Annotated in this window: 13 protein-coding genes; 2 read left to right on the top strand and 11 right to left on the bottom strand. The window is 58.6% G+C overall.

Going from position 1 to position 14,662, the window contains the following annotated elements; genetic code table 11:
• Positions 1-419 precede the first annotated feature (419 nt).
• The 11 genes from C8024_RS12990 to C8024_RS12955 form a co-directional block, all read right to left on the bottom strand.
• Positions 420-2,834 (bottom strand): TonB-dependent receptor, encoded by a 2,415-nt coding sequence (locus C8024_RS12990; protein WP_254305889.1) that lies wholly within the window; start codon positions 2,832-2,834, stop codon positions 420-422.
• A 36-nt stretch (positions 2,835-2,870) separates the two neighbouring features.
• Positions 2,871-3,791 carry a FecR family protein gene (locus C8024_RS12985; protein ID WP_173205867.1) on the bottom strand — a complete coding sequence of 307 codons (921 nt, stop codon included), beginning with the start codon at positions 3,789-3,791 and terminating at the stop codon, positions 2,871-2,873.
• Positions 3,784-4,428, bottom strand: coding sequence for an RNA polymerase sigma factor (locus C8024_RS12980; protein WP_346426320.1), 645 nt, complete (start codon positions 4,426-4,428; stop codon positions 3,784-3,786). Before C8024_RS12980 ends, C8024_RS12985 begins: the two co-directional genes overlap by 8 nt.
• 133 nt (positions 4,429-4,561) lie before the next feature.
• Positions 4,562-5,281 carry an autotransporter outer membrane beta-barrel domain-containing protein gene (locus C8024_RS23500; protein WP_367947335.1) on the bottom strand — a complete coding sequence of 240 codons (720 nt, stop codon included), beginning with the start codon at positions 5,279-5,281 and terminating at the stop codon, positions 4,562-4,564.
• Positions 5,170-5,973 carry a hypothetical protein gene (locus C8024_RS23495; protein ID WP_367947330.1) on the bottom strand — a complete coding sequence of 268 codons (804 nt, stop codon included), beginning with the start codon at positions 5,971-5,973 and terminating at the stop codon, positions 5,170-5,172. Before C8024_RS23495 ends, C8024_RS23500 begins: the two co-directional genes overlap by 112 nt.
• Positions 5,974-5,993: 20 nt before the next feature.
• Positions 5,994-7,766, bottom strand: coding sequence for a beta strand repeat-containing protein (locus C8024_RS23490; protein WP_367947329.1), 1,773 nt, complete (start codon positions 7,764-7,766; stop codon positions 5,994-5,996).
• Positions 7,767-7,969: 203 nt separating this feature from the next.
• Positions 7,970-9,907, bottom strand: a complete 1,938-nt coding sequence (locus C8024_RS12970) for an AsmA family protein (RefSeq protein ID WP_173205864.1) — start codon at positions 9,905-9,907, stop codon at positions 7,970-7,972.
• A 405-nt stretch (positions 9,908-10,312) separates the two neighbouring features.
• On the bottom strand, positions 10,313-10,921 hold the full coding sequence (locus C8024_RS12965; RefSeq protein ID WP_173205861.1) for an SDR family oxidoreductase: 609 nt from the start codon (positions 10,919-10,921) through the stop codon (positions 10,313-10,315).
• A gap of 22 nt (positions 10,922-10,943) precedes the next feature.
• Complete coding sequence (locus C8024_RS12960; RefSeq protein WP_173205858.1) at positions 10,944-11,618, bottom strand: type 1 glutamine amidotransferase domain-containing protein; 675 nt, start codon at positions 11,616-11,618, stop codon at positions 10,944-10,946.
• A 134-nt stretch (positions 11,619-11,752) separates the two neighbouring features.
• Entirely contained in the window at positions 11,753-11,932 is a 180-nt protein-coding gene (locus tag C8024_RS20315) for a hypothetical protein (RefSeq protein ID WP_217272189.1), read from the bottom strand.
• Positions 11,920-12,249, bottom strand: coding sequence for a VOC family protein (locus tag C8024_RS12955; RefSeq protein ID WP_217272188.1), 330 nt, complete (start codon positions 12,247-12,249; stop codon positions 11,920-11,922). Before C8024_RS12955 ends, C8024_RS20315 begins: the two co-directional genes overlap by 13 nt.
• 101 nt (positions 12,250-12,350) lie before the next feature.
• On the opposite strand from C8024_RS12955, the gene C8024_RS12950 reads away from it, so the two are divergent.
• Together C8024_RS12950 and C8024_RS12945 are read left to right on the top strand one after the other, a co-directional pair.
• Positions 12,351-13,247: a LysR family transcriptional regulator gene (locus C8024_RS12950; protein ID WP_173205855.1), complete on the top strand. Its 897-nt coding sequence runs from the start codon at positions 12,351-12,353 to the stop codon at positions 13,245-13,247.
• Between the two features lie 227 nt (positions 13,248-13,474).
• Entirely contained in the window at positions 13,475-14,524 is a 1,050-nt protein-coding gene (locus C8024_RS12945) for a nucleotidyltransferase family protein (protein WP_173205852.1), read from the top strand.
• The last annotated feature ends 138 nt before the right edge of the window (positions 14,525-14,662 follow it).

The following is a 14,662-nucleotide window of genomic DNA, read 5'->3' as shown; positions in this document are numbered from 1 at the left end:
CTGCCGATTAAGCCGCCTGATAATGGCGATTGGGCTCCCTGTTCGGAGGAATTAATTCCCTGTTCCGTCGATTAACAGGAAAACGGTATTTCTCGCGCGTAAGTTGCCGTAAAGGCGCGCTATTTTGCTGCCACATACAATGGAAATCATTCAAAATTGCCTGTTTTGGCACTCAAATGAGCAAATTTCCCTGTTAATTCCCTGATAACAGGGAAACTGCACTTGAGACCCGTTCGCTCCAGACTGCGTCGCGCACCATTTTTATCCAAACCTGGTGACCCTGCCGGCCGAGCGACTACGGGATTACGTGGCTGCGTGTCCGGTCTTGCCGACGGCGACTGGTTGCGGTTGCCACGGGAAGGCAGGAAATTTTCGGACGAGCTGCAGGGCAACCCGGTCAGCGTGGCATGTCCGGAGATCTAATAGGCGACATCGAAGGCAATACGGATCGTGCGGGGACGGAGCGGGGTCAGATAACCGTCGCTACCCGGTACGAACGGGGTGCCCAGGGCGAAACGATTGCCACGCGAATCCAGCAGATTGGTCAGGGTCAGGCTCAGCCCTCTCTTGCGATTACCGATCCGTGCGGCAATGCCGCTGTCGACATAGTCTCCTTGCCCTTCGCCCAGTTCCGGGCCGATTCCGACGCGGGAAGGACCGACATAGCTGGCCCATCCCTGAAGGCGGAAATCCTCGTCGCCGATGATTGTTTCATAGTTGGCGGAGCCGCGCACGGCGTGGCTGGCAACATTGGGTATGCGACCCAGCCGTCCGGCCGGCGAGACGGCAACCGGCGACAGGAAATCTGTGGGCGGCCCGGTCAACGTCGCTTGCGCCAACTGTAGTCCCGTCGACAGTTGGGTGACCCGACTTTTGTTGTAAACCGCGCCCATTTCCAGCGACAGTCCGGTGACCGGACGGACGGCAATGGAGCCCGATATGCTGGTGATCTTGCCGTCGCCGATATTCGCCGTGGTCGGAAAGCCATTGGCATCGATATAATCGGCCTGAATATCCCGCCAGCGGCTGTGCGAGACGGAGATCGTGGCGTCGAACGGCGTAACGCCCTTGCGCCCGAAGCGCATCCCGGCATCATAAGTGGATACATGGTCGTTGCGGAAGCGCTGGACGAAGCTGCCGTCAATCGACAGCCCGCCGGGGCGGAAACCTTCCTGATAGCGGGCGTACAAAGTTACATTCTTTCCCGGATTGGCGAGCAGAGACGCCGATGGCAGGAGATCCTCTTCCCTGCGTTTTGCGGTTATCGCGCGACCGAACTGGGTGAGAGCGAGCAGCGTATCGACATCCTCGCCATCGCCGCCCAGTCGCGCATGGGTGTAACGCAGACCGCCGGTTGCGACGATATCGGGCACAAGTTCGAACGAGGCCTCGCCATAGGCGGTATATTCGGTGATCCGGTTGGTGACGCCGACAATGGCCGCGCGCATGTTCTCTCCGCCAAAGTCCCTGGTCTGGCGTGTCCGGTTGTCGATGAAGCTGGTTCCGACCACCCAGCCAAACCCGTCGCTGTAAGGACGGGATAATCTCGTTTCGCTGGTCAGCATACGCGTTTCGTTCTGCTGGTCGAAGATGCGCGGCGCATCGTCGACCAGGCTGGCGTCGAACCGTTCGTAGAGATTGTGATCGACATAGGCATTGGACGATTGAAAATGGAGGTCGCCCCAGTCCTTCATGATCACCAGCATCGCTGATCCGTAACGTGCCCTTGCGCCCTGCTCGACAAGACTGCTGCGGGTTAGCGGTGGTGCGCCCTTGTCCGCATATTGCGCATCCTCGGTCTTTATCCTCTGGTAGATGCCGCCCAGGTCCACCGTCCAGCTGCTGCCAAGATCGAGGCGGAATGTGCCGCGTCCGCCGCGGATATTGGTCCGGTTCACATCATTCCGGCCGAGCAGCGGATTATCGATATAGCCGCCGTCGCTGATCGAATAGCCAACCAGCCGCAGCGCGTGACCGCTTTCGCCGACCGGAATATTCGCGGTTGCAGAAATATCGCCGCCCGGTGCGCCATGCTGGACCAGCGAAATGCCTGCCGACGCGACCAGTGTGGTATCGCCGGGATCGGGTGTCTGCGGTATCATTCGGATGATGCCACCCAGCGATCCCGCACCATATAATGTGCCCTGCGGCCCTTCCAGAATTTCCACCCGGTCGATATCATAGAGCCTTAGATCGGGATCGGGGGCGTTGTAGCTGAGGCGGATGTCGCCAAGATACTGGCCAACCGTCGCCTGCGTCGGTCCGGTAAAACTGGAATCGGCGATACCCCTGATGAACAGCTTGTTGCGGCCACTGCCCAGATGGGTGGAGGATATTGTCGCCATTCGCGACAATATCGAATCCATACCGCGCTCTCCGCCAAATTGCAGATCGGCCCCGTCCAATATGGTGACGACGCCCGCATAGTTGACATAGGGCATGTTGATCTTGCTGGCGTTGACCACGATTTCTTCAACCGGGCGTGGCTCTACAGGGGGTGACGGTGTCTGGATATTGGCCGGACGCGCTAAACGGGGGGATCTGGGCTGGCGACTGGCCATTTGCGCCCGGGACGGACGCCGTTCGATCCGCCAGCTGGTCGCGCCGACTTTCACCGCATGCGCATCGGTACCGGAAAGCATGCGATCGAGCGCCTTTTGCGCGCTCATCCGGCCGCGTACCGGTTTTACCGTCTTTTGCCAGAGCTTCGCGTCGGCGACGCTGATGCTGATGCCCGCCTGACGCCCGAGCAGCGGCAGGCTTTGCAGCAATGTGCCGCTCGGCAATTCGATCAGCCGCGAGTCATCGCGCGCCGCGACCGGCGTCGCGAACAACAGCAATAACAGGGCGGAGAACAGGCGGGCGTCATATTAGCGGGTCAGCAACCATCCTTCATCTTGTTTTTCTGCTCTTATGCCGGCGAGCGCGGTCAGATCATCGATCACCCGCTGCCGGTCATCGCTGATCAGCAATGCGCCGCGAAACGGCAGGGAGGCGACGTCGGGCGAGACATTTATCGTCAGGCCGGCCGTCCTGCCCAGGTCCTCGGCAACTTGCGCGATCGATGTGCCATTATAGACAAGCTGGCCTTTGCGCCAGCTACCGACGCTGAAAACATCGATTGCCTGAACCCGCGGAGGGCCGCCTGCATCAGAAGCCTCGATGCCAAAACCGGCATCCAGCCGGATATTTTCACGCTGCGGATTATACAGGACCAGACCTTCCGACACGGCGACGGTCAGCCCGTCCCGCCGGCGAATCACATTGAATGCCGTCCCCATATCGACAAGCCGGGCCTTGCCGGCCTCGACCAGAAACGGGTCGCCTTCGCGGTGGACGACATGGAACATGGCTTCGCCGCTTTCAATCCGCGCGAACCGGGGCCTGTCCTCGTCCAGTTCGATAACGGACCCGCCATTGATCTCGATCCGCGAGCCGTCCGCCAGCGCTACCGACCGCTGTTCGCCGGCAGCGGTTTCGATGTGGGTCGCGCCACTGTCCAGCAACGTGAAGCCAATTATGCCGACCAGCGCTGCGGCCATCGCCCCGCCGAGCCAAGTTCTGCGACTGGCAAGGACAGGCTGCCTGGCAACGGAGATTTCCTCGACAGGTTCCGGCAAATCGCCCGGTTCCGCATCAATGGCAGCCATCCGGTTGTAGATGGCAGAATGACCCGGGCTCAGTTCCAGCCACTCGGTAAATCCTTCCCAGTCGTCGAAAGCGGGATCGCGTTGGCGGATTATCCAGTCCAGTGCTTCTGCTTCGACCGCGAAAGGTGTGCCATCACTCATCGATTTTCCCTTTCATTGCGGCGAGCGCCTTGTAGATTTTGCGCAGATCGGCCTCGACGGTGCTCAGGCTGACGCCAAGCCGGCTCGCGATCTCGCGCTGGCTAATGCCCTCGATGCGAAAATAGCGGAATGCTGTCGCCGGGCGTTCGCCGAACATGTCGATAGTCGCTTCCACGCGGGCCAGTTCTTCCCGCGAGATAAGCGACTGCTCGACCGATGGTGGAAGCCGCCCACTGTCTTGCTCTCCCCAGGCCTTCTCGCGCCTTTCGGCCGCGCGCGTGGCACGGTAACGGTCCAGCATCAGGTTGTTGGCGGCGCGGTAGAGATAGGATAGCGGATTTGCGATCGGGCCGGTGCGCGACCGGGCGATCTGGACCCATAATTCCTGAAACATATCTTCGGCACTGTCTCCCGCACCACGAGCGAGCAGGAAACGGATCAGCTTTTCGCGGTTGGCCAGCAGCACGGCCTCGATGCCGCGGGTGGTCTCAGCTTCTCTTTCCACCATGCTCATGAAATGTTCGCTTTGGCCCTGGTGCTTGTTCTGCTTGATGCGCCGCATTTTGATTCGGCCATCGCGCGCGTCTCCCGCCGGCGCGATATATAGCAACCGCATCGCATCGCGCAATAGCAGCATGACCGGTCCAGCGGAGTTCGGGGCGGGGGTGGCAAAAATGTCTTTCTCCTTCTGCTTTCGATCGGGCAGGTAAGGGGAGAAGGGAAATGGGGATCGATCCTTCCCCCCTTGCGGTTTCGCCGAGCCGACTTCGTTATAGCCCGACTCGCAGGCTGGCGCGCACAGCAACAGCCGCATGGCTCTGCTGTTCCTCGACGGATATTTCACCGCCGATCTGGAAGGCGGAATTGCCGGCAACAGCGCGCAGCCGGCCTATCCAGCCGCTTTTCCGTTCTTCGGGAACAAGCGTAAAGGGTGACCCGTTTTCGAACTGGGCAACGGTCACGCCGAGCGAACCGCCCACGATTTCGCGGCGTCCGGCCTCCAGCTCGAAGCGGTACCAGCCGTCATATTGGTCCACCCCGCCAAGATCGAGCCCGAGAGCGACCGTACCCGAAACCGCGAGTTCGTCGCTCTTGCGGTCGGCGACCGTCAGGTCGAGCGCTTCACCGCCCCCGGTTTCGGCATAGCCGTCTTCGCTCAGCTTGAAATAGTCGACGGCAATTGTCGGGCGGATCGAGAAATTGCCGGAACGCATGTCCCGGGCCACCGCACCGGATGCCGACCATAAGGTGCCATCCCAGTCAGCCGTCATCGTCTTGACTATCTCTTCGCCATCGAGTTCCCCGATGAAATAGCGATAGCCGTCGAAATCGATCTTTGCGCCGGAGATACGGGCATGTGCCAGCCAGCTGTCCGAGGCTAGGCGCCAGTAGGCTGCCAGTTCCAGCTGCTCGGACCAGACTTCGTTGCCATTGCCCTCGTTGCTGTTCTTGCCGTTGAGATAGCCGACAGATGCACCGAAATTTCCGATACCGGTCTTGTGTTCGCGCCTGCGGATATGCCCCATCCACCCACGTCATAACCGGCCGTATCACCAACGCTCTTCGAACTTCCCCAGCCGGCCTGTGCGACCCAGTAGCCCCATTTCCCTTCGTCCTTGAAGGGGCCTTTGGGATCCGCGAGAAAGCGTACCATCGCGCGCGATCCCAGTGTGACATTCTCAAAAGTGCCGCCTTCGTGCTCGGGCAGCATCTGGCCCAACTGCTTACGGAACTGTTCCTGATCGGAGATCGCAAGGAAAATCCCTTCAACATCCTCATCATCGACCAGTGCCGCATATACCGCGGCAAAGCCGCTTGCCTCGGACCGGTTCAGCCCCAGTTCGGTCGCATCCTTCCGGGCGACGCTGACGATTACCTGATTGGCGTTAGAACTGAGCGAGCCTTTGTAAAGAAAAGGCAGAAGCGTGGTTGAAGCGGTCAGATTGTTGACGCCCGCAAGGGTACCTGCCTGCACAACGACATGATCGCCCTCGGCGCTCTGGACGTTGGACAGCTTGATCGCGAGTTTCGATCCCGTATCAAAGCTTGCGGTCCCCGATACCTGCAGCGCCGTGTCGTTGCTACCACCGAGAGTTACGCCGAGCACACCATTGTCAGTAACCGCCAGGGATGCGATCTGGGCAGATCCGATCGCATCGAACATGGCCCCGGAGACGGTCACGGCAAGACCCTCGGCGTTGGTCAGCGAACCGGAAAACGGGACGTGCCGGAAAGTGTCAGCATATCCGCGCCGCCGCCAAAATCCGCATTGCCACTGAACACGGATGTTCCGGCTAGCGTCATCATGTCGGCGCCAGTGCCGAAGGTGGCATTGCCGGTATATACAGCATCGCCCGACAATTTAAGCTGGTTGTCGCCAGTGCCGAAGCTGCTGTTCCCCTTCACCGTGCCATCGGCAATGTCGAATATGTCGTTGCCGCTGCCGAAGCGGACGTCGCCCGTGATGGAAGGGGGCTTGGCCGACGCTGCGACCGCGGTCTGGCGGACGGTAGCGCCGGAGCCATTTGCTGACAGGTCGATCGCGACATTACGGTCCGATGCCGCCAGCGCGCCGGTGGCGATGATCGTACCGCTGTTTTCAAGCAGGTTTACACTGCCGGATGTATCGATGATCGCAATCGCGGTCGCGTCATCGCCGCCTGCCTTGGCACTGATCGTGCCGCTGTTGCGGAGGGTCTGGACATCCGCGCCGACGCCGATCGCCAGCGCCCGGCTGATCGAAGTGGCACTGCCGCCGCCGGTCGCCTCAATGGTTCCGGCATTGCGGATTTCGGGTGTGGTCGCGCCGGATCCCATCTGGATGGCGGTTGCCGAAGCATCTTTGGAAAGGGCCTTTACCGAGCCGGTTGCGCCGATGCCGACACCCCCCGCGATGGTGACCGTGCCGCCAAGGCCGCCAATTTGCAGACCATTGGCGTCGATTCCGCTATAAATCCCGCTGCCCAATATGCCGCCATCAATGATCAGGCCAAAGCCCGTGCCCGTGCCGGCAACCGGACCAATTGATACAGCGTCGCTGATGTCGCCGATACGCATTGCCGGTGCCGCGCCATAGGAACGGACGAGAGCCGAGCCTTCCTTGGAATCCTCGATACCGTCATCATCTTCATCATTGTCCGTACTGCTCGTATCCTTCGGCGGAACCGCGAGAATGATGCCACCCGTGACATTGCCGGCAATCGACAGGGCCGGACCGCCTTGTAGGAGGTCGTCAGCGTCAAGCTTGGAGCTGTCGGCCGGGGCGCTTGTGTAGCGATAGCCACTGGATTGCAGAGATCCCTGCACGACCAGTGCACCGTTGATATCGCCGTCGACACGCGCCGCTACCGCACCAACACCCTGGGCGCTGATCGTCCCGGCGAGCCGGATATTGCCATCGACATCCTGCAGGCCGACGCCCAGCGCGTTATCACCCAGCACCTTGGTGGTGCCGTCATGGACAAAATTACCGGTCAAGGTGCCGCCCAGCCGGATCCCGGCAGAGTCATTGCCCTCGATAGTGATGGTTCCGCTGTTGGTGATATTGCCGTTGAAAGCGCCGGCGGTCGCTATGCCTGTCCGTCCCGTTCCGGTTGCGAAGGGGCCGTCAATGTCGCCGTCATTGTCGGAATCGGTCGGGGCGTAAGGTTCGTCGAGGATGATCTTTCCACTCGCGCTGTTGGTGATCGTACCGGTGACACCGGCATCTGCGAGAATACCGGTCGCGTTGTCCGCATTGCTGATCTCTATCGTGCCCTCGTTGATCAGCGTATTGTCGCTGTCGACGGTAACGGCAACACCCGACGTTGGCTTGACCGAGCCGGCCGACGTGATCTTGATATTGTCGGCAGCGCCGCCATTGATCGTCGAGGTGCGGATCGGGTCGGTAGTGGCTGTCGCGATGGTTGTTTCCGCCTGCGCGGGGATGGAGATGACAGCGACCAGGCAGGTCGACGCGAGTAGATATTTGCGCATGTAAATCCTCTTGTGGTTATCGGGACGAATTTCCCTGAACAAACACAAGACGGAGTCATTCCGCCGCAACCTTGGCCGGAATCATATTTTTGTGCAGCGGCTGCTATTCGCCCATGCGGGCAGGGGCAGAAGCGGGAAATCCGTTCGGACACGCTGCTTTCTCCATCGCTCCGAGACGGATTCGGATTTGTAGCTGCAAGACCTTAGCGCATCGCTTCGGCGACAAGAACGGAGCAGTTCAGGGACTTCGGTTTCTGGATGAAAGCCTTTTTCTGTTCGTCACTATCGCCGATCCCCAGCGCGCTGCCGATCGATTTCGTAGCGACTTTCAGGACATCGCCGAGCGAAGGCTTTTCGGCATCACTGGCCTTGCCGAGCCCGGCTACGGACACGGCGGGTGCATTGAGCGTTCCGGTGATTTTGATCGGATCGACGATGCGCAAGGCGCTTTTCCCCTTGGCACCTCCGCGCAATATCAGCGAGACAGTTTCGCCTTTCAGGGTGATCCGGCCTTCACCGCGTCCGATCGACACCGTCGTGTCAATTGCCAGCGGTGAGGGCGTCAATATTCCGTTACGCGCCGTGAAATTGGCGACCAGACAGCGCAGCGGAACGCGGGCTTTCGGATTGCCGATAATTTCCTCTACGGCGCCGCCAAGATTCTGGCCGAGAACATGCGCGGCCGTTGCGCGCACACTGCCGCCTGAGGCAACCATCGCGGCCTTGCCATCTGCTTTCTCCAGGGCTTCCCGGAACGTGTCGCCGGTACCGGCCAATTTTATGCGGCCCCTCATGGTAGCCGTCACGATGTCGCCATTGCCAATCAGGTCGGAGATCGAGGCGCCGGACAACGTCAGGTCGGTCGACAATTTCGGCGCCCCGCTGCGGTGATCGACTTGCACACTGCCGGACATCCGGCCACTTTCCAGGCCGATCAGCAGATTTGTGATTTTTATAACCTTGTGGTCCAGCGACAATTTTCCATGCACGCTCCGGAATATGGTGTCCCGACGAGAGAGCAGGCGGTCGACGGTGAAGGTCATCTGTCCATCGGTCGGCCCCATTTTGGACAGGTTGATACGGGTGTTGGGCAGGACTCTGGGGCCGATGCGGCGGGTCAGAGCCGCTGCTTTTGCCAGACCGGCATCGTCGGCCAGATCGTCGAAATCCAGCGTGGCAAATTTTATCGTGGCATCGATTTTGGTTCGGCCGTCGCGTTTGAGAATATCCGCTTTGCCGGACAGGTTTGACCGTCCTATCGTTCCGCTCAGCGTCTTGACGTACCAGTCCTTGTTTTCGTGATGAATATTTGCCTGCAGATCAATCTTCTGGGTACCGAACAGGCCGGCTTCGATAATCTGGTCCAAATTCTTGAGAGTGGGTGCGCGGGCGGACAGCGATGCGGTGAAACGGTCCGTGTTCAGAACGCCCTGCATTATACCGGTCGCCGTCAATTCCAGAGCCGGCGATTGCAGCGAGACCGAAAATGGATAATCGGCCTCGGGATCGATCCCGGCAATGGCTCCCCCGGTGAACAGCATGCTTGCCTTGGACTCCAAAAATGTGCCGCTGCCTTCGGCGCGCAAACCCTCTTCGCTATTGATCGAGACCGGGCCTTCAATGGACAAGCCGCGCTTGTGGTCGGTAAAGCTGAAACGGGAATTGCCGACATCAAGATCGGTCAGAACGGGTCCGCGATCGTCCATGTCAGCGTTACGATTGCCCTCATCCCAGTTGGCGCGTCCGTCCTTGTCCCGGATCAGCGCGATGTCGAGCCCGTCTACCGCGAGACGGTCCGGTCTCGCGCTACCGGTCAGGATATCCAGCACGGCAACCCGTGCCGATATTGATTTCAGTTTCAGAAAATCGCCTTCGCCCGCCCATGCCGGTTGCGCAATGCGGACATCGTGGACGGTGATGACGGGAGTGTAAGAGAAGAAACTGTCTCTGCTGACCGAACCGATTGCCACTTCGCGATCAGAAGCGCCCTGCAACTTCTCGCTGATTACAGTCTTGAAAATGCTCGCAGGGACCGCGCCCAGCAGCAATATCGCCAGCAGGAAAATGGCGAGAATGACAGCCACGATGTTGCGCGTCTTGCGATAGGGGAATCGGGAGGATGTTTCGCCGATATCGTCCATGGATCAGAGACCTGCCGGTTCGGCAGAAAAGGCAAGATTGTCAAACGGGCCTGCCTGTGTCGCTTCGATCGGCTTTCGCGATATGGACTTCATTTGCTATACACCCATTCGATTGATGCCTGTATCTATGGCCGAATATTGGCGAATAGTCCTGCATTGATTGATTTACGCCCTGAAGATGTAAAGGTTGCGCAAAGCCTGTTGGGTTTGCCTCTCCCCAATTTTTACCGGACCGGTCCAGCAGTAACAGGACTCCGCCAACCGCCTCGTGAAGGCTGATGATCGCATTGATCTGGTCGGCCTGCAGCTGGATCAGAGGCAGTTCGATGCCGAGCAGGCTGCGCTGCGCATCCCTTGCTCGACATCGGGTCTAAACCGGCGCTATCGCCGGCCAGACACGGTTTTTCAGTCACCGGTCTGGACAGACTGCATCAGTAGCGCCTTGCCCGTCCATTCGCTGTCATCGACCGCATTTGCAAGCACGGCAGCGACATCGCCCCGCGCCGCTTTTCCCTGGAGATCGACATCATCGCCAAAGCGCATGTCACGGGTGCCGTCCTCGTCGGTCAGACTGACCGGACGAACGATGGCATAGTTCAGACCGGAAGCTTTGAGATGTTCGTCCGCTTCGTGTTTTGCCTGAAGATAATGTGCCAGGTCGCTTTCCGGGTCCGGATTGTCGGCGCCAGCGCTGCTCAGCATGACAAAACGCGAGACTCCGGCGTCAGCAGCCAGATCGACCAGCCGTTTGGCACCATCGCGGTCCACCTTGTCGGTCATTTCGGGGCCGGTGGAGCCCCCGGAGCCGGCGGCGAAAATTACCGCGTCACAGCCATCGCATATCCCGCTTTTCAGATCCGTCAGGTCGCCCTGGCGTTGCGTGACATCCGCGGGCAGCGAGCCGGTATCCGAAGATTCACGGACCAGCGCGATAGGGGAATGGCCTTTGGCCTTCAGCTGATCGACGAGCCGTAGTCCGGTTTTGCCGGTTGCACCGGCGACAAGAATATCCATAAGTCGCTCCGTTTATTTGAGTTTAAAGCAGGTCGAGCAGTTTGCGCGCCGCTTCTGCAGATGACGCCGGGTTCTGGCCGGTGACGAGCTTGCCGTCGACGACAACGAAAGAGGCCCAGTCGTCGCCCTTGCGATAATCGCCACCATTTTCTTTCAGCATGTCCTCGACCAGGAAGGGCACGACATCGGTCAGGCCAACCCCTTCTTCTTCGGTGTTGGTAAATCCGGTCACGGTTCTGCCGGATACCAGCGGCTTGCCCTCAGCATTTTCTGTATGTCTGAATATTGCAGGGGCGTGGCAGACCGCGCCGACGGGCCGGTCGCTGGTCCAGAAAGCCTCGATCAACGTCTTGCTGTTGTCATCTTCGGCCAGATCCCAGAGCGGGCCATGGCCGCCGGGATAGAAAATCGCGTCAAATCCGTCCGCCGAAACCGTCGATAGCACCGCTGTACTGGCCAGTGCTGCCTGCGCAGCCTCGTCAGATTTGAAACGTTTCGTATCGTCAGTCTGGGCGTCGTCGGTATCGCTGGAAGGATCCAGCGGCGGCTGTCCGCCTTTGGGTGAAGCCAGCGTTATGTCTGCTCCGGCATCCTTGAACACATAATATGGCGCCGCGAATTCCTCCAGCCAGAAGCCGGTTTTCTTGCCGCTATCACCAAGTTCATCGTGCGACGTCAGGACCATTAGGATTTTCATGATATTTGCCTTTTGCTTATTATGTTCTGGTTACTCATCCTGCAAACAACGCACTTCGGGCGGTTAAGTTGCGCGGCCGGGACCCTCTCGACCCTGACAGGGCCCGCGACCGCGCACGCCATCGGGCAGCTGTGTCAGGAATAGGCCCCGTCGGAATAGGTCAGTTCATAGCTATGGCTGTAAATTTCGAACACGATACCGAACGGGTCCTCGACGTAGCACATGCGGTAAGGCTTCTCGCCGGGATAATATTCGCGCACCGGCATGCGCTGCTTGCCGCCGGCCGCCACAATTTTCTCGATCAGTCCCTCCACGTCCGGATCCTGGATGCAAAATGGAATGTTCCCTGGCGATTGTGATCCAGATTATTGTCCGGCGCATAGTTGTCCGGAAATTCGAACAGTTCGATTCCGACGCGGTCAGCGGTGGCAAGATGGGCAATACGCAAGCTGCCCCAGCCGGGACCGAACACATCGGTACACATGACGCCGACCGCACTCTCGTCCTCGGTAACATTGGTCGGCTTCATTATCGTGTAGAGCCCGAGAACCCCGGTGTAGAATTTTACAGCGGCATCAAGGTCGGGGACGGATAGGCCAATATGGGAAAAGGCGCGTGGTGTCGGTTGCATGATGGTTTCCTTTCATTTTCTATCGAGCAGAAAATAGGATGGCCGGTTCATTATATGAAATAATCATTTCAATATTTTATCATAACATATAGTAATGATTTATGTTGAATTCCCGATGGCTCGACAGCTTTGTAGTGCTTTGCGAAACCGGTCACTTTACCAGGGCAGCGAGCCTGCTGAACATGACCCAGCCTGGCGTATCGCAGCATCTGCAAAAACTGGAAGCACAAGTCGGTCAGCCGCTGATCTCGCGGCAGGGCAAGAGTTTCAGCCTCACGCCGGCGGGCGAAGCGGTTCTGGCCGTCGGGCGGGCCAGACGCGCTGAGGAGCAGGTTCTGCAGGAAACGATCCTGCGCGACGACCCCGCTGTTGGCGAAGTAGCCATAGCTTGTTCCGGCAGTTTTGCGATGCTGCTATACCCCCATATCCTGTCGGCAATGCAGTCGTCGCCCGGCCTGACCATAAGACTCGAAGCAACCCCGCAGGACAAAGTGTTGTCCGGGGTGCTGGACGGCCAATTTGATCTCGGAATTGCGGATCATGACCCCCGTCATCCCCGGCTCCAAGCGGAGCATCTGGGGCAGGAGGAATTGTGCCTCGTGGTTCCCGAAGGGGTCATGACCTCGCCGATCAGCTTCCAGGCGCTCGACAACCTCGGCTTCATTGCACATCCTGACGGATTTGCTTATGCTGATGACCTGTTCGCGATGAATTTTCCGGAAGATTTCCGCGGCTCGGATCGGCTGCATATTCGTAGCTTTGTGAACCAGATCAGTCAGATACCATCACCGGTGGCGCGCGGTATCGGCTATACACTGCTGCCACGTAGCGGCGTCGACAGCTATCCCGACAAAGACAGGCTTCGCATCGCTCCGCTTCTCAAAGAATTGAGTCATGATCTGTGGATGATATTCCGGCGGGGCCGCTCGCTGCCGGCTCGGGTTTCCCGCATTGCAACTCTCGTCCAGTCGGTCTCCGAAGGTCTGGAGAAAAAATGATCGGGCACGATCAGGACGGAAATTTCGCACCGGGCAGGGCGGCTTGATCGGGACCGAATTTCCAGAAGGCCATTGTCACTTTTTCAGCTGGATTGCCCAGTAGACGCCGGGCAAATGGTGCTCACGAATAAAAAAGTAGCCGCCGAGGCCATTCTGGCCTCGCCTAAGCGGTAGTAAAATTCTAAGCGCAAACCATGGATGGAAATAGCGAGGCACTTCTATTATCTTTGAGCAGATATTTGCGCCCTGCCTTGTCCCTGCCTTTGATTGACGTTTCCGAACCGATCAGTGAGACGCTCGCGACCTTTGCGGTGAGCCGCCATCGTGTTGGTCCGCTGTTGCATTTGGCGATGCAAAGCAGTGCCGATGTCACGGCGGACGACAATGCTTCTTCGATTCTGGAAACAGCCTATCAGAACAATATATTTGCGGGTCTGAAACAGAAAGCTGCCGAAAAGAATATTTCGAAACTGCTGAATGCCCATTCCGTACCCTTTTCCATTCTGAAGGGGCGGGGGCTGGCGGAACAGCTTCACGATGATTCTACCGCGCGGCAATCGAAAGATGTCGATATCCTCATTCCGCCAGATCAATCCCGTCAAACCATTGAGCTGTTGAACCGGGAAGGGTATATCTACAAAGCGACGACGATGAGACGCACCGAAAGACCGGTACTGAGGCGTCAGGACACCGAGATCAGGCGTTTCAAGGACATAACTTTTGTGGACCCCGCCTTTTCGGTACCGATTGAACTGCATCAAAGACTGTTTAAGTTTGAGCCGCCGAGCCTCACGGAAGATTTCAGTGAGTCCGTTAAATTCAATGCGATCCCGTCGCTTTCGAACAGCTTCTATTGCCTGTATATTGTCCTGCATGGCGCGCTGGCGATGTGGCCGAGACTGAAATGGCTGGTCGACCTGTCGATCCTCGCTCGAAAAATGCCTGCGGATAACCGGCGGGAGATGCTGGAGATCGCATCAGCCTTTGGAAGCGCTACCGCGGTCGCCGCGAGCTTGCTGCTGGCCGAACAGGTCTTCCCTGACAGTCTGGACGATGAATGGCTGGCCATTCTGAATCCCTATCAGGAAGGCAATGATACCGGCGAGCTGACCGGCCTGTTTTATCAGACATTGACAGCCGAAGCCAATGGCAGGCCGATTTTGCCGTTGAAGAGCTCCATACTCTCGGGCTCCGCCGACATCATATTCTCCGGGAAAGTCGGTCTTGTGGACACGGTCCTCGCGCGCGTCCTGAACTCGATATTCGCCAGGATCTGAAAAGCCTTTCCCATCGAAAGCGAAAGGCTGAGCGTGGCCTGTCATTGCGCGGAGAAGCGCAACGGTTACGCAATTTACTCCGGGTCGAGATCACGTAAACGGCACTCGGCCGGTTCGTTAACGGGCAGCGATCACCAA

The sequence above is a fragment of the Sphingopyxis sp. BSNA05 genome (assembly GCF_013265645.1).
Taxonomy (GTDB): domain Bacteria; phylum Pseudomonadota; class Alphaproteobacteria; order Sphingomonadales; family Sphingomonadaceae; genus Parasphingorhabdus.
The sequence above is the reverse complement of the archived record's forward strand: the minus strand, read 5'-3'. Positions and strand labels throughout refer to the sequence as shown.